Origin of the sequence: Stenotrophomonas sp. ISL-67 (assembly GCF_018612915.1) — a bacterium.
Taxonomy (GTDB): Bacteria; Pseudomonadota; Gammaproteobacteria; order Xanthomonadales; family Xanthomonadaceae; genus Stenotrophomonas.
Genome location: NZ_JAGGRL010000014.1, coordinates 1 through 16,552, shown reverse-complemented (window position 1 = coordinate 16,552; position 16,552 = coordinate 1). Strand labels below are relative to the sequence as shown.

Here is a 16,552-nt window from a genome sequence, read left to right as displayed (position 1 = left end):
CAGGATCGCGCCGTCCATCTGGGCAGCACCGGTGATCATGTTCTTGACGTAGTCAGCATGGCCCGGGCAATCAACGTGGGCGTAATGACGGTTTTCGGATTCGTATTCGACGTGTGCGGTCGAGATCGTGATGCCACGCGCCTTCTCTTCCGGCGCCGCGTCGATCGCGGAGTAATCCTTGAATTCGCCACCGAAGCGCTCTGCGCCGATCTTGGTCAGCGCAGCAGTCAGCGTGGTCTTGCCATGATCGACGTGACCGATGGTGCCGACGTTGACGTGCGGCTTGGTGCGCTCGAACTTACCCTTTGCCATTGTTGTATACCTTGGATATCAGAAAGAGGGAGATGAGAACCCGAGCTTACGCTCAGGCCTTCTTGATCACGGTTTCGGCGATGTTGTTCGGCGCCGGCTCGTAGTGGTCGAATTCCATCGTGAACGTCGCACGACCCTGGGTCTGCGAACGCAGCGAGGTGGCGTAACCGAACATTTCACCCAGCGGGATCATCGCGTTGATGATGCTGGCCGAACCGTCACCGGTGGTGCTCGAACCCTGCAGCACGCCACGACGACGGCTGACGTCGCCCATCACGTCACCCTGGTAATCCTCCGGGGTCACGATCTCGACCTTCATGATCGGCTCCAGCAGGACCGGCTTTGCCTTGGCGAAGCCCTGCTTGAAGGCCATCGACGAAGCCAGCTTGAACGCCATTTCCGAGGAGTCGACGTCATGGTACGAGCCGAACACCAGCTTCACCTTCACGTCCACGACCGGGAAGCCAGCCAGCGGACCGCTGGTGATGGTTTCGCGCAGGCCCTTTTCGATCGACGGGATGAATTCCTTCGGAATCACGCCACCGGTGATGTCGTTGACGAACAGGAAATCGTCCTTGATGTTCGGACCGATCTTGGGATCGGCACGGTCTTCAGCGGTGATCGGCGACAGCTCGATCACGACGTGACCGTACTGACCCTTACCACCGGACTGCTTGGCGTGCTTGTAGTCCGACTTGACGTCAGCCAGCTGGATCGTTTCGCGGTAGGCCACCTGCGGCTTGCCGACGTTGGCTTCAACGTTGAACTCGCGCTTCATGCGGTCAACGATGATGTCCAGGTGCAGCTCGCCCATGCCCGAGATGATGGTCTGGCCGGATTCTTCGTCGGTCTTGACGCGGAACGACGGATCTTCCTGGGCCAGGCGGCCGAGGGCCAGACCCATCTTTTCCTGGTCGGACTTGGTCTTCGGTTCGACGGCCATCGAGATGACCGGCTCCGGGAATACCATGCGCTCCAGGATGATCGGGTGCTCCTGCGAGCACAGGGTGTCACCGGTGGTGGTGTCCTTCAGGCCCACGGCCGCGGCGATGTCACCGGCCAGCACTTCCTTGATCTCTTCGCGATCGTTGGAGTGCATCTGCAGGATGCGGCCGATGCGCTCCTTCTTGCCCTTCACCGAGTTCAGCAGCTGGTCGCCAGCGTTCAGCGTGCCCGAGTAGACACGGAAGAAGGTCAGCGCGCCCACGAACGGGTCGGTGATGATCTTGAAGGCCAGCGCCGAGAACGGCGCCTTGTCGTCGGACTTGCGGCTCAGCGCGATCGACTCGTCGTCGACGTCGGTACCGGTCACGTCCGGCACGTCGATCGGCGACGGCAGCAGCTGCACCACGCCGTCCAGCATGGCCTGCACGCCCTTGTTCTTGAACGCCGAACCGCAGTACATCGGCACGATGTCGGTAGCCAGGGTGCGCACGCGCAGGGCTTCGACGATCTCGGCCTCGGTCAGCTCTTCGCCGCCCAGGTACTTTTCCATCAGCTCTTCGCTGGCTTCAGCCGCGGCTTCGATCATGTAGGTACGGGCTTCTTCAGCCTCGGCCTGCATGTCCGTCGGGATCTCCAGGTACTCGAACTTCATGCCCTGCGAGGCTTCATCCCAATGGATGGCCTTCATCTTGATCAGGTCGACGACACCCTTGAAGCCTTCTTCAGCGCCGATCGGCAGCTGCATCGGCACGGCGGTCGCGCCCAGCTTGGCCTTCAGCTGGCCAACGACCTTGGTGAAGTTGGCGCCGGTGCGGTCCATCTTGTTGACGAACGCAATGCGCGGCACCTTGTACCGGTTGGCCTGGCGCCACACGGTTTCGGACTGCGGCTGCACGCCACCCACGGCGCACAGCACGAACACCGCACCGTCGAGCACGCGCAGCGAGCGCTCCACTTCGATGGTGAAGTCGACGTGCCCGGGGGTGTCGATGATGTTGAAGCGGTGCTCCGGCAGGGACTTGTCCATGCCCTTCCAGAACGCGGTGGTCGCAGCGGACTGGATCGTGATGCCACGCTCCTGCTCCTGCTCCATCCAGTCCATGGTGGCGGCGCCGTCGTGCACTTCACCGATCTTGTGGCTCTTGCCGGTGTAGAACAGGATGCGCTCGGACGTGGTGGTCTTGCCGGCATCGATGTGGGCCATGATGCCGAAGTTGCGGTAACGCTCGATGGGAGTGGTGCGGGCCACGGGAGCCTCTCAATTTCTTGGAATTCGGATGGCCGAACGCCGCCTTTCGGCGGCCTTCGGATTGGCGCAGCCCTTCTGGGGCCGCGAGGCAGCACCTTGATGGTGCTGCCATGCCTGCTTTACAAGGCCGTCAAACTCACCAGCGGTAGTGGGCGAATGCCTTGTTGGCTTCGGCCATGCGGTGGGTTTCTTCGCGCTTCTTGATGGCGCCACCACGGTTTTCCGAGGCATCCAGCAGCTCTGCAGCCAGCTTCTTCGGCATGGTGTTCTCACCACGCTTGCGGGCGGAGTCGATCAGCCAGCGCATGGCCAGGGCCATCTTGCGCGACGAACGCACTTCCACCGGCACCTGGTAGGTCGCACCACCGACACGGCGGGACTTCACTTCGACCGACGGAGCCACGTTGTCCAGAGCCTTCTGCACCAGCTCGATGGAGTTCGGGTTCTTTTCGCTGATCACATCCATGGCGCCATAGACGATCTTTTCAGCGACCGACTTCTTGCCGCTCAGCATCACCATGTTGATGAAGCGCGCGATGGTTTCACTTCCGTGCTTCGGATCCGGCAGGACAGAGCGCTGCGGCGTATTACCTTTACGTGACATGTGTACTTTCCCTTAGCTCTTCGGACGCTTGGCGCCGTACTTGGAACGGCCCTGGCGACGCTTGGCAACGCCCGAGGCGTCCAGCGAGCCACGCACGGTGTGGTAACGCACACCCGGCAGGTCCTTGACGCGACCGCCGCGGATGAGGACCACGGAGTGCTCCTGCAGGTTGTGGCCTTCGCCACCGATGTAGCTGATGACCTCTTCCTGGTTGGTCAGGCGGACCTTGGCAACCTTGCGGAGCGCCGAGTTCGGCTTCTTCGGGGTGGTGGTGTACACGCGCGTGCAGACGCCACGTCGCTGGGGGCACTTTTCAAGAGCCGGAGAGGCGCTCTTGTAAGTGGTTGCCTGCCGCGGCTTGCGGACAAGCTGATTGATCGTCGCCATCAGTAAGTTCTTCTGAGAGAGGCCCGATGAAAACAGGCCATGAATGCGGATATGTGCGAGCAGGCCGAAGGAATCCAGCCTGCTGAGACAGACGATTGTAGCAACCCGGCGAAAACGCAGTCAACCGCGCACGCGCCAAGCCAGCCCTGATCCCGGGCCGTTACAGGGGAGCCTTTTCCATGCCCCCCGTTCAGGTTGTCAAACCAGCCCCCTTTCGCGGACCGGCCGGCATCCTACCTCATCGGTGGCGGGAATGCCACCGACGTGGGCCCGGCATGCCGGGCCCGGTTTCATCATTCGTCCGAGGCCGCTTCGGCTTCGGTCGATTCCGCCACCGCCACCGCCACCGGCGCCGCTTCAGCCACGACCGGCGAACCGGACAGCGTCTGCAGTTCCGACTCGGTCAGCCCGGAGGCGTTGCGACGACGGTTGGCGTGGTAGGACAAGCCGGTACCGGCCGGGATCAGGCGGCCGACGATGACGTTTTCCTTCAGGCCACGCAGGTTGTCCTTGGTGCCGCGGACGGCAGCTTCGGTCAGCACGCGGGTGGTTTCCTGGAACGAGGCCGCCGAAATGAACGATTCGGTGGCCAGCGACGCCTTGGTGATGCCCAGCAGGACCGGGTCGAAACGGGCGATCAGCTCGTTGCGGGTGGTCAGGCGTGCATTTTCCTCGATGACGCGCTGGCGCTCGGCCTGCTCGCCATTCAGGAACTTGCTGCTGCCCTGGTCGGTGATCTCGACCTTGCGCAGCATCTGGCGGGTGATCACTTCAATGTGCTTGTCGTTGATCTTCACGCCCTGCAGGCGGTACACGTCCTGGATTTCCTTGACCAGGTAGGCAGCCAGCGGTTCGACACCCAGCAGGCGCAGGATGTCCTGCGGGCTCGGCTCGCCGTCCACGATGGTTTCGCCCTTGGTCACGTGCTCGCCTTCGAACACGATCACCTGGCGGTACTTCGGGATCAGCTCTTCGTGTTCCGAACCATCGGTGTCCTTGATGATCAGGCGCTGCTTGCCCTTGGTGTCCTTGCCGAAGCTGATGATGCCCGAACGCTCGGCCAGGATCGCCGGATCCTTGGGCTTGCGCGCTTCGAACAGATCGGCCACGCGCGGCAGACCACCGGTGATGTCGCGGGTCTTGGATGCTTCCTGCGGGATCTTGGCGACCACGTCGCCCACGCCGACGGCGGCGCCGTCCTGCAGGTTGACGATGGAACGCGGCGGCAGCAGGTACTGGGCCGGCAGGTCGGTGTTCGGGATGGTCAGGTCATTGCCCTTGGCATCCACGATGCGCACGATCGGGCGCAGCTCCTTGGCCTGCGAGCCACGACGCTTCGGGTCGGTGATTTCGCGCGACGCCAGGCCGGTGAGTTCGTCGGTCTTCTCGATGACGGTGACGCCGTCGATGAAGTCGATGAAGCGGATGAAACCGGCCACTTCGGACACGATCGGGTGGTTATGCGGATCCCAGTTGGCCACGGTCTGGCCCGCCTTCACTGCATCGCCGTCCTTGGACGCGATCATCGAGCCGTACGGCAGCTTGTAACGCTCGCGCTCACGACCGTGGGCATCGAGCACCGAGATTTCACCCGAGCGCGACACCGCCACCAGCGAACCGCTGGCGTGTTCGACGGACTTGAGGTTGTTGAACTTCACCGAACCGGTGGTCTTGACCGTGATGTTGTCCACCGCTGCCGCACGCGATGCCGCACCACCGATGTGGAACGTACGCATGGTCAGCTGGGTACCCGGCTCACCGATCGACTGGGCGGCGATGACGCCGACCGCTTCACCGATGTTGACCAGGTGGCCACGGGCCAGGTCGCGGCCGTAGCAGTGGCCGCACACGCCGAACGCCGATTCGCAGCTGATCGTGGAGCGCACCTTGATGCTCTGCACACCGGCATCTTCCAGCTTGGCGACCCAGGCTTCGTCGAGCAGGGTGTTGCGGGTCACGATCGGATCTTCGTCGTTGCCCGGCAGGAACACGTCCTCGGCCACGACACGACCCAGCACGCGGTCCTTCAACGGCTCCACGACGTCGCCGCCTTCCACGATCGGGGTCATGGTCAGGCCTTCGGTGGTACCGCAATCCACTTCGGTGATGACCACGTCCTGCGCCACGTCGACCAGACGACGGGTCAGGTAACCCGAGTTGGCGGTCTTCAGCGCGGTATCGGCCAGACCCTTACGGGCACCGTGGGTGGAGTTGAAGTACTCCTGCACATTCAGGCCTTCACGGAAGTTCGCCTTGATGGGCGTTTCGATGATCGAGCCATCCGGGCGGGCCATCAGGCCGCGCATGCCGGCCAGCTGGCGGATCTGCGCCTGCGAACCACGCGCACCGGAGTCGGCCATGATGTACAGCGAGTTCATCGACTTCTGGTCGATGGTTTCGCCCTTGGCGTTGACCACCTTTTCGGTACCAATGGTGTCCATCATCGCCTTGGCGATGCGTTCATTGGTACGCGACCAGATGTCGACCACCTTGTTGTAGCGCTCGCCGGCGGTGACCAGGCCCGACTGGTACTGCTCCTGGATTTCCAGCACTTCGGCTTCGGCCTCGGTGAGGATGCCGCGCTTCTCGTCCGGGATCAGCATGTCGTCGATACCGATCGACACGCCGGCACGGGTTGCGTAGGCGAAGCCGGTGTACATCAGCTTGTCGGCGAACACGACCGTGTCCTTCAAGCCCAGCTGGCGGTAGCTGGAGTTGATCAGGCGGCTGATGTTCTTCTTGGTCAGCTCGGTGTTGGCCAGCGCGAACGGCAGGCCTTCCGGCAGGATTTCGGCCAGCAGGGCGCGACCGATCGTGGTGTCCACGATCGAGGCCTTCTTCTGCTTGTCGCCGTTTTCGTCGGTCACCACTTCAGTGATGCGGACCTTGACCTTGGCGTGCAGTTCCACCACGCGGTTGTCGTAGGCGCGCTTGACTTCAGCGATGTTGGCGAAGGCCATGCCCTCGCCCTTCTTGTTTTCCAGGGCGCGGGTCATGTAGTACAGACCCAGCACCACGTCCTGCGACGGCACGATGATCGGCTCGCCGTTGGCCGGCGACAGGATGTTGTTGGTGGACATCATCAGCGCACGCGCTTCCAGCTGGGCTTCCAGCGAGAGCGGCACGTGGACGGCCATCTGGTCACCGTCGAAGTCGGCGTTGAACGCGGTGCAGACCAGCGGGTGCAGCTGGATGGCCTTGCCTTCGATCAGCACCGGCTCGAACGCCTGGATGCCCAGGCGGTGCAGGGTCGGCGCACGGTTCAGCATCACCGGGTGTTCGCGGATGACCTCTTCCAGGATGTCCCAGACTTCGGCTTCTTCGCGCTCGACCAGCTTCTTGGCGGCCTTGATGGTGGTGGCCAGGCCACGACGCTGCAGCTTGGCGAACACGAACGGCTTGAACAGCTCGAGCGCCATCTTCTTCGGCAGGCCGCACTGGTGCAGGCGCAGGTACGGACCGACCACGATGACCGAACGGCCCGAGTAGTCCACGCGCTTGCCCAGCAGGTTCTGGCGGAAGCGACCCTGCTTGCCCTTGATCATGTCGGCCAGCGACTTCAGCGGGCGCTTGTTGGTGCCGGTGATGGCACGGCCACGACGGCCGTTGTCCAGCAGCGCATCGACCGATTCCTGCAGCATGCGCTTTTCATTGCGCACGATGATGTCCGGCGCGTTCAGTTCGAGCAGGCGGCGCAGGCGGTTGTTGCGGTTGATGACGCGGCGGTACAGATCGTTCAGGTCGGAGGTCGCGAAGCGGCCACCATCCAGCGGCACCAGCGGACGCAGGTCCGGCGGCAGCACCGGCAGCACGGTCATGACCATCCATTCCGGACGGTTGCCCGATTCCAGGAAGGCTTCGACCAGCTTGATGCGCTTGGTGAGGCGCTTGAGCTTGGTTTCCGAACCGGTGCTGGCGATTTCTTCGCGCAGGCGGGTCATTTCCGACTGCAGGTCGATGGTGCGCAGCAGCTCGTACACGGCCTCGGCGCCCATGGCGGCGTCGAAGTCGTCGCCGTGCTCCTGGCGTGCCTGCAGGTACTGTTCTTCGGTCAGCAGCTGGCGGCGCTCCAGGGCGGTCAGGCCCGGCTCGGTCACCACGTAGGCTTCGAAGTACAGCACGCGCTCGATGTCACGCAGGGTCATGTCCAGCATCAGGCCGATGCGCGACGGCAGCGACTTGAGGAACCAGATGTGCGCGACCGGCGAGGCCAGGTCGATGTGGCCCATGCGCTCGCGGCGCACCTTGGCCAGGGTCACTTCGGTGCCGCACTTTTCGCAGACCACGCCGCGGTGCTTCATGCGCTTGTACTTGCCGCACAGGCACTCGTAGTCCTTGACCGGCCCGAAGATGGCGGCGCAGAACAGGCCGTCACGCTCCGGCTTGAAGGTACGGTAGTTGATGGTTTCCGGCTTCTTCACTTCGCCGAACGACCACGAACGGATCAGGTCGGGCGAAGCCAGCGCGATCTTGATCGCGTCGAAGTCCAGCGTCTGGCGCTGCTGGTTGAAGAGGTTGAGCAGGTCTTTCATGGTGTTTCTCCGAAAGGAGGAAATCTTGTCGATGGGGCTGTCGATTCACTTCCGGCGGCGCGGCTGCCGGGGCAGCCGCGCCTGCGCGATCAGTTGTCTTCCAGTTCCATGTTGATGGCCAGCGAGCGGATTTCCTTCACCAACACGTTGAAGGATTCCGGCATGCCCGCGACCATCTCGTGCTCACCGTCGACGATGTTCTTGTACATCTGGTTGCGGCCCTGCACGTCATCGGACTTCACCGTCAGCATTTCCTGCAGGGTGTAGGCCGCGCCGTAGGCTTCCAGCGCCCAGACTTCCATTTCACCGAAGCGCTGGCCACCGAACTGCGCCTTGCCGCCCAGCGGCTGCTGGGTGACGAGCGAGTACGGGCCGGTCGAACGGGCGTGCATCTTGTCGTCGACCAGGTGGTTCAGCTTCAGGTAGTGCATGTAGCCCACGGTCGTGTGGCGATCGAATGCTTCGCCGGTACGACCGTCATACAGCTGGGTCTGGCCGCTGAGCGGCAGGTCAGCCAGGGCAAGCATGTGCTTGATTTCGGCTTCGGTGGCACCGTCGAACACCGGGGTGGCCATCGGCACGCCGTCGGTCAGGTTGCCGGCCAGGCGCAGCAGCTCCTCGTCGCTGAACTGGGTCAGGTCGACGTGGTTGGCGTGCTGGGTCTTGTCGTGGTTGTACACGTCGTCCAGGAACTTGCGCAGGTCGTTGATCGCGGCCTGTGCCTCGAGCATGCCCTGGATCTTGCGGCCCAGGCCCTTGGCAGCCCAGCCCAGGTGCACTTCCAGGATCTGGCCGATGTTCATGCGCGAGGGCACGCCCAGCGGGTTCAGCACGATGTCCACGGTCTCGCCCGAGGCCATGTACGGCATGTCCTCGACCGGCACCACGTTGGAGACCACACCCTTGTTGCCGTGGCGGCCTGCCATCTTGTCGCCCGGCTGGATGCGGCGCTTCACGGCCAGGAACACCTTGACCATCTTCAGCACGCCCGGGGCGAGGTCGTCGCCGGCGGTGATCTTGCCGCGCTTGTCGGCGAAGCGACGCTCGAATTCCTTCTCGTGCGCCTGGATCTGCTTCTGGGCGCGTTCGATGGCTTCGGAGGCGTCGTCGTCCTTCATGCGCAGCACGAACCAGTCAGCCTTCTTCAGGCCGTCCAGGTAGGCGTCGGTGATGGTGTCGCCCTTCTTCAGGTTGGCACCGCCGTTGGCGATCTTGCCCACGATCTGCGAACGCAGGCGTGCGTAGATGGCACCTTCCAGGATGCGGAACTGGTCGTCGAAGTCCTTCTTGACGCGCTTGATCTCGCTTTCCTCGATCTGGCGCGCACGCTTGTCCTTCTCGATGCCGTCGCGGGTGAAGACCTGCACGTCGATGACGGTGCCGTCCATGCCCGGCGGCACGCGCAGCGAGCTGTCCTTCACGTCCGAAGCCTTCTCGCCGAAGATCGCACGGAGCAGCTTTTCTTCCGGGGTCAGCTGGCTTTCGCCCTTCGGGGTGACCTTGCCGACCATGATGTCGCCGGCGCGCACTTCGGCACCGATGTACACCACGCCCGACTCATCCAGGCGGTTCAGCGCCTGCTCGGACACGTTCGGGATGTCGGCCGAGATTTCTTCCGGCCCCAGCTTGGTGTCACGCGCGACGCAGGTCAGTTCTTCGATGTGGATCGTGGTGTAACGATCTTCTTCCACCACGCGCTCGGAGAGCAGGATGGAGTCTTCGAAGTTGTAGCCGTTCCACGGCATGAAGGCGATCAGCATGTTCTGGCCCAGGGCCAGTTCACCGATGTCGGTGGACGGGCCGTCGGCCAGCACATCGCCGCGCGCGATCACGTCGCCCACTTCCACCAGCGGACGCTGGTTGATGCAGGTGTTCTGGTTGGAGCGGGTGTACTTGATCAGGTTGTAGATATCCACGCCGGCATCGCTGGCGTCGGTGATCTCCACTTCGTTGACCTTGACCACGATGCGGCCGGCGTCGATCTGCACGATCTCACCGCCACGACGCGCGTTCACGGTCACGCCCGAGTCGCGGGCCACGGCGCGTTCGATGCCGGTACCCACCAGCGGCTTCTGCGCACGCAGGGTCGGCACGGCCTGGCGCTGCATGTTGGCGCCCATCAGTGCACGGTTGGCGTCATCGTGTTCCAGGAACGGAACCAGCGCGGCGGCGATCGACACGGTCTGCATCGGCGAGACGTCCATGAAGTGGACTTCCGCCGGCGGCTTCAACAGCGACTCACCCTGGAAGCGGCACGGCACGAACTGCTCGGTGAGCGTGTTCTTGGCGTCGGTCAGGGCGTTGGCCTGGGCGATCACGTACTCGTTTTCTTCGATGGCCGACAGGAACTCGATCTCGTCGGAGACCACGCCGTCATGCACCTTGCGGTACGGGGTCTCGAGGAAACCGTACTGGTTGGTGCGGGCGTAGACAGCCAGCGAGTTGATCAGGCCGATGTTCGGGCCTTCCGGGGTTTCGATGGTGCAGACGCGGCCGTAATGGGTCGGGTGCACGTCGCGCACTTCGAAGCCGGCACGCTCACGGGTCAGGCCGCCCGGGCCGAGGGCCGAGACGCGACGCTTGTGGGTGACTTCCGACAGCGGGTTGTTCTGATCCATGAACTGGGACAGCTGCGAGGAGCCGAAGAACTCCTTGATGGCAGCGGCAACCGGCTTGGCGTTGATCAGCTCCTGCGGGGTCAGGCCTTCGGATTCGGCCATCGACAGGCGCTCCTTGACCGCGCGCTCGACGCGGACCAGGCCCACGCGGAACACGTTCTCGGCCATTTCGCCGACCGAACGCACGCGACGGTTGCCCAGGTGATCGATGTCATCGACCACACCGCGACCGTTGCGGATCTCGGTGAGGACCTTGATCACTTCCAGGATGTCGGAGCTGTCGCCATGCTCGGCGACCAGGCGCTTGGACTCTTCGTCGTTGCGCTCGCCGAAGTACTTGCGGTCGTACAGCACCGCTTCACCGGTGACTGCCTTGCGGCCGACACGACGGTTGAACTTCATGCGGCCAACCGTGGACAGGTCGTAGCGCTCGAAGGTGAAGAACAGGTTGTGGAACAGGTTCTGCGCGGCGTCCTTGGTCGGCGGCTCGCCCGGACGCATCATGCGGTAGATTTCGACCAGCGCTTCGAGCTGGGTCTTGGTCGGATCGATGCGCAGGGTGTTGGACAGGTACGGGCCGCGATCCAGATCGTTCACCCACAGGGTGCCCACGGCATCCACGCCAGCCTTGCGGAAGGCCTGCAGCTGCTCGTCGGTGATTTCGTCGTTGGCCTGGGCCAGCAGTTCGCCGGTGCCGGCGTCGACCACGTCATGGGACAGGATGCGGCCGACGATGTAATCGTCCGGCACGGCCAGGGCGGCAATGCCCGAGGCTTCCAGCTGCTTGACGTGGCGCGCGGTGATGCGCTTGCCGGCTTCGACGATGACCTTGTCGCCGTCGGCCAGGTCGAAGTTCAGGGTCTCGCCGCGCAGGCGCTCGGAGACCAGTTCGAGCTGCACGCCCTCATCGGGATTGATGTGGAAGGTGTTGATCTCGAAGAACTCGGCCAGCATTTCTTCGTTGCTGTAGCCCAGCGCACGCAGCAGGATCGACACCGGCAGCTTGCGGCGACGGTCGATACGGGTGAACAGCGCGTCCTTCGGGTCGAACTCGAAGTCCAGCCAGGAGCCGCGGTACGGGATGATGCGGGCGCTGTACAGCAGCTTGCCCGAGCTGTGGGTCTTGCCACGGTCGTGGTCGAAGAACACGCCCGGCGAACGGTGCAGCTGCGAGACGATGACGCGCTCGGTGCCGTTGACGATGAAGGTGCCGTTGTCGGTCATCAGCGGGATTTCGCCGAGGTAGACCTCCTGCTCCTTCACGTACTTGATGGCCTTGGTGGACGATTCGCGGTCGTAGATCACCAGGCGCACGGTCACGCGCAGCGGCGCGCCATAGCTCATGCCACGCTGGCGGCATTCGCGCTCGTCGAAGACCGGGTCGCCCAGCTTGTAGCCCACGTATTCCAGCGCAGCGTTGCCGCTGTAGCTGGCAATCGGGAACACCGACTTCAGGGCCGCGTGCAGGCCGAGATCACGGCGCTTGGCCGGATCCACGTTTTCCTGCAGGAATTCGCGGTAGGAATCCACCTGGATGGCGAGCAGGAACGGCACTTCGAGGATCGAGCGCTGCTTGCCGAAATCCTTGCGGATACGCTTTTTTTCGGTGAACGAATATGACGTCATGGGGTCTCACCTTGGCTGTGCGGGCCCCGCCATGAAGGCGCGGCCCGAAGGGAACATGAAAATTGTCAGTTGGAAGTCGCTGGTATTGCCGGCACCAGCACGCCTTCTCCCGCTACTTCCAACTGCCAACTCGCCGGCCTGGGGCCGGTAAAGCATCCGGCCAACGGCCGGGGCTACCAGTCGAATTGGCATGGACCGGTCAAACATTCGGCCCAAGCGCAACAACGACCAAAGGCCGGGGGCTTACGCCCCCAGCCTTGGCTGCATCGCCGTGATTCGATGGCGAGGCAAGGAGCTGCTTACTTGACTTCGACAGTCGCGCCAGCAGCTTCCAGGTCCTTCTTGAACTTGGCAGCGTCGTCCTTCGAAGCGGCTTCCTTGATCACGCCGCCAGCTTCCGCCAGGTCCTTGGCTTCCTTCAGGCCCAGGCCGGTGATGGCACGGACGGCCTTGATGACTTCGACCTTCTTGTCGCCGGCCGACTTCAGGATGACGTCGAATTCGGTCTGCTCTTCAGCAGCGACGGCCGGGCCAGCGGCAGCAGCCACGGCGACCGGAGCAGCGGCGGAAACGCCGAACTTCTCTTCGATGGCCTTGACCAGCTCCATCACTTCCATCAGGGACTTCTCGGCGATGGCGTCGACGATCTGTTCGTTGGTAAGGGACATTTTGATTACCTTTGGATAATTTTCTGGGTTCAGGTTCCGTCAGGAACCACGTAAACAGCGACTCAGGCGGTTTCGGCAACCGGCTCGGCAGCGTCGGCGGTTTCGCCACCGTTCTGCTTGTCGCCGATGGCCTTGATGGCGCGGGCGAACATCGTGACCGGCTCGGTCAGGACGCGGGCCAGCATGGCCAGGGCCTGATCGCGGGTCGGCAGCGATGCCAGCACGTCGACGTGGCTTGCCGGGAACACTGCGCCACCGATGGCAACGACCTGCGGAAGCAGCTTGGCGTTGTTCTTGGCAGCTTCCTTGATCAGGCGACCGGCTGCGCCGGGCTCCTCGAGCGAGAACGCGAACAGCATCGGACCGGTGAACTTGTCCGTTGCACATTCAAACTCGGTGCCCTTGACGGCGCGCTCGGCCAGCGTGTTCTTGACAACCTTCAAGAAAACGCCGGTTTCGCGGGCCTGCTTGCGCATCGCGGTCATCTGGGAGACCGTGGTGCCAGCGTAATGGGCTGCGATCAAGGAGTGAGCCTTGGCAGCGACGTCCGCAACCTCGGCGACTACTTCTTGCTTCTGGGACAGATTGAGAGCCATTGCACTCCTCCAATTGAACTCCGCTTACGGCTCCTGCCGTTTGCGGTCCTGGGCAGCATCCTTCCTGGAGGCCGGGAACATCGGGACGATGTTCCAAGGGTGGGCCGTTCTAGACCTGGATGGCCAACCTGGGTGAACCCAGACGTGCGTAAACCAGAAAAACTCCAGAAGGGCACCATCTACGCAGGGTGATTCCCGAAGGAATCGATTAAGCGGTCGGTACTGCGCCGGCGGCGACTCCCTGCCAATGCGAGCATCCCTGCCCGTCGCCGGTGTGCAACGACCGCGCCTGCGGTCTTTGACGGCTATCGTCACGGGACAGGCCCGCTCGGATTGCCTTCAAATGTCACGGGTGCACGGCCGAAACCGCGCACCCGCTTGAAACGATTACTTCAGGGTCAGCGACGACTGGTCGACGGTGACGCCCGGGCCCATCGTCGAGCTGACCGAAACCTTCTGCAGGTAGGTGCCCTTCGAGGTGGCCGGCTTGGCCTTGATCAGGTCCAGCAGCAGCGCCTGCAGGTTCGACTTCAGCGCGTCTTCGGCGAAGTCGGCCTTGCCGATGGTGCAGTGGATGATGCCGGCCTTGTCGGTGCGGTAACGCACCTGACCCGACTTGGCGTTCTTGACGGCTTCGCCCGGGTTGGCCGACACGGTGCCGACCTTCGGGTTCGGCATCAGGCCGCGCGGGCCGAGCACGGTGCCCAGCTTACCCACGACGCGCATGGCGTCCGGGGTGGCGATGACGACGTCGTAGTTCAGATCGCCGGCCTGCATCTTTTCGGCCAGGTCGTCCATGCCGACGGCTTCGGCGCCAGCGGCCAGGGCTTCGTCAGCCTTGGCGCCGGCCGGGGCGAACACGGCAACGCGCACGCTCTTGCCGGTACCGGCCGGCAGCACGGTCGAACCGCGCACCTGCTGGTCGGACTTCTTGGCGTCCACGCCCAGGCGCACGGCGACGTCGAAGGACTCGACGAACTTGGCCTTGGTGGCGGTCTTCAGGATCTTGATTGCGTCCTCGAAGGCATACGCCTTGCCCGGGACGACGGCGGCCTGGATGGCCTTCTCACGCTTGGTCTGTGCCATCTTCTTAACCCTCTACCACAAGGCCCATGGAACGGGCAGAACCAGCGATCGTACGCACGGCGGCGTCCAGGTCGGCGGCCGTCAGGTCAGCTTCCTTCGCCTTGGCGATTTCTTCCAGCTGCTTGCGGGTCACCTTGCCCACCTTGTCGGTGTTCGGCTTCTTGGAGCCCGAAGAAATGCCAGCGGCCTTCTTCAGCAGCGTGGTGGCCGGGGTGCTCTTGGTGATGAAGGTGAACGTACGGTCCGAATAGGCCGTGATGATCACCGGAACCGGCAGACCCGGCTCGAGCTTCTGCGTGGCGGCATTGAAGGCCTTGCAGAACTCCATGATGTTCAGGCCACGCTGACCCAGCGCGGGACCGACCGGCGGCGAGGGGTTGGCCTGACCGGCCTTCACCTGCAGCTTGATGTAACCAATTACTTTCTTTGCCATGTGAATACTCTCCGGGTGCTAGCGCCTTGCGACCACAGGCTCCCCATCGGACCGGGAATCTCGCGTCCCGGCGTCGCGTTTTTTGATTCATGCAGAAGGCCACCTCGCGGCGGCCCATTGCTTTTGCCAGCTTCCTGGCAGGAAGCCGCGCACTATATCAGGTTCCGCCTTCACATGCGTGAAGACGGCAATGTCGCCGGCCAACGGCCGGCGCTACCGGTCGAGCGCCGCGATCAAGCGCTCTTTTCGACCTGGCCGAACTCGAGCTCGACCGGGGTGGCGCGGCCGAAGATCAGCACCGAGACGCGCAGACGGCTCTTCTCGTAGTTGACCTCTTCCACCACGCCGTTGAAGTCGTTGAACGGACCTTCGGTGACCCGGACCATCTGGCCCGGCTCGAACAGCACCTTCGGACGGGGCTTCTCGACACCTTCCTGAACGCGGTTCAGGATGGCCTCGGCCTCATGATCGGCGATCGGGAGCGGACGATCAGCGGTACCGCCGATGAAGCCCAACACCTTGGAGGTGTCCTTGATCAGATGCCAGCTTTCGCTGTCGATGCGCGGGATGCCGTTTTCTTCGTGGGTCTCGATCTGCACCAGGACGTAGCCGGGGAAGAACTTGCGCTCGGAACGACGCTTCTGGCCGCCGCGCATTTCCACCACTTCTTCGGTCGGGACGAGCAAGTCACCGAACAGCTCCTGCTTCTCGTCGCGCACGATGCGGTCGCGCAGGGCCTGCGCCACCGTCTTTTCGAAGCCTGAATAGGCGTGAACGACATACCAACGCTTCACAGGTTTCTCCTTATCGACCCAGGAACGACTGGATCGCTTTCTGAATCACGAAATCAAAGCCGCCGAGCAGCAGGCTGAGGATGATCACCACGACCATCACCACCCACGTCATGCGGATGGCTTCCTGGCGCGTCGGCCAGACCACCTTGCGCAGCTCGAAGCGGGATTCGGAAAGGAATTCACGGGTGTCGCGACCCTTGGTGGTCAGCATGAACACGCCAAAACCGGCCACCAGGCCGACCGCGACACCGAGGCCGCGCAAGGGGCCAGACCATGCACTCTGGGTCGCATGCTCGGGCGCGCCGAACCAGAACCACGCAAAAAGACCCGCAAGTGCCAGGAGCACTGCGGCGGCGTATTTGACGATGTCACCCCCGGTGGAGGTGTCCTTGGAATGCTCGATCTTGCTGTTCATCCGGCTCTGGCTGCTGTGGCGGCATGGCCGCTGGAAGGGAGAAGTGGCACGCCAGGAGGGACTCGAACCCCCAACCTGCGGTTTTGGAGACCGCTGCTCTGCCAATTGAGCTACTGGCGTACTGAAAAAACTGCCTTCCCTTAGACGGCGAAGGCGGACCGAGGTTCCCGGCCCGCCGTTCGCGAGACCGGCAGCGCTGTGCTGCCGCCGGTAGTGCAGATTACGCGATGATCTTGGAGACCACGCCGGCGCCGACGGTACGGCCGCCTTCACGAATCGCGAAGCGC

At 63.3% G+C, this 16,552-nt stretch carries 12 protein-coding genes and 1 tRNA gene; all 13 read right to left on the bottom strand.

The window, feature by feature from the left end; translation table 11 throughout:
• The coding region (locus tag J7J08_RS13295) for a GTP-binding protein (protein ID WP_214904653.1) at positions 1 to 312 on the bottom strand (312 nt) is incomplete at its 3' end.
• 52 nt (positions 313 to 364) lie between these two features.
• A complete protein-coding gene (gene fusA / locus J7J08_RS13290; protein WP_214906423.1) occupies positions 365 to 2,506 on the bottom strand; it encodes an elongation factor G in 2,142 nt (713 codons plus the stop codon).
• Between the two features lie 136 nt (positions 2,507 to 2,642).
• The gene (gene rpsG / locus J7J08_RS13285) at positions 2,643 to 3,110 is read right to left on the bottom strand and encodes a 30S ribosomal protein S7 (RefSeq protein WP_068849450.1); all 468 of its coding nucleotides are present in this window, start codon (positions 3,108 to 3,110) and stop codon (positions 2,643 to 2,645) included.
• Between the two features lie 12 nt (positions 3,111 to 3,122).
• Positions 3,123 to 3,497 carry a 30S ribosomal protein S12 gene (gene rpsL, locus J7J08_RS13280; protein WP_025879344.1) on the bottom strand — a complete coding sequence of 125 codons (375 nt, stop codon included), beginning with the start codon at positions 3,495 to 3,497 and terminating at the stop codon, positions 3,123 to 3,125.
• Positions 3,498 to 3,790: 293 nt separating this feature from the next.
• Positions 3,791 to 8,029 (bottom strand): DNA-directed RNA polymerase subunit beta', encoded by a 4,239-nt coding sequence (rpoC, locus tag J7J08_RS13275; RefSeq protein ID WP_214906421.1) that lies wholly within the window; start codon positions 8,027 to 8,029, stop codon positions 3,791 to 3,793.
• 89 nt (positions 8,030 to 8,118) lie between these two features.
• Complete coding sequence (rpoB, locus tag J7J08_RS13270; RefSeq protein ID WP_214906419.1) at positions 8,119 to 12,273, bottom strand: DNA-directed RNA polymerase subunit beta; 4,155 nt, start codon at positions 12,271 to 12,273, stop codon at positions 8,119 to 8,121.
• Between the two features lie 299 nt (positions 12,274 to 12,572).
• Positions 12,573 to 12,941, bottom strand: a complete 369-nt coding sequence (rplL, locus tag J7J08_RS13265; protein ID WP_214906416.1) for a 50S ribosomal protein L7/L12 — start codon at positions 12,939 to 12,941, stop codon at positions 12,573 to 12,575.
• A gap of 62 nt (positions 12,942 to 13,003) precedes the next feature.
• Positions 13,004 to 13,537: a 50S ribosomal protein L10 gene (gene rplJ, locus J7J08_RS13260; protein ID WP_214906413.1), complete on the bottom strand. Its 534-nt coding sequence runs from the start codon at positions 13,535 to 13,537 to the stop codon at positions 13,004 to 13,006.
• Between the two features lie 387 nt (positions 13,538 to 13,924).
• Positions 13,925 to 14,623: a 50S ribosomal protein L1 gene (gene rplA / locus J7J08_RS13255; RefSeq protein WP_068849440.1), complete on the bottom strand. Its 699-nt coding sequence runs from the start codon at positions 14,621 to 14,623 to the stop codon at positions 13,925 to 13,927.
• Between the two features lie 4 nt (positions 14,624 to 14,627).
• The gene (gene rplK, locus J7J08_RS13250; protein ID WP_214906410.1) at positions 14,628 to 15,056 is read right to left on the bottom strand and encodes a 50S ribosomal protein L11; all 429 of its coding nucleotides are present in this window, start codon (positions 15,054 to 15,056) and stop codon (positions 14,628 to 14,630) included.
• A gap of 233 nt (positions 15,057 to 15,289) precedes the next feature.
• A complete protein-coding gene (gene nusG, locus J7J08_RS13245; protein ID WP_214906407.1) occupies positions 15,290 to 15,850 on the bottom strand; it encodes a transcription termination/antitermination protein NusG in 561 nt (186 codons plus the stop codon).
• 10 nt (positions 15,851 to 15,860) lie between these two features.
• Positions 15,861 to 16,265 carry a preprotein translocase subunit SecE gene (gene secE / locus J7J08_RS13240; protein ID WP_214906404.1) on the bottom strand — a complete coding sequence of 135 codons (405 nt, stop codon included), beginning with the start codon at positions 16,263 to 16,265 and terminating at the stop codon, positions 15,861 to 15,863.
• 44 nt (positions 16,266 to 16,309) lie between these two features.
• Positions 16,310 to 16,385 (bottom strand) — tRNA-Trp (locus J7J08_RS13235).
• Positions 16,386 to 16,552: the final 167 nt, after the last annotated feature.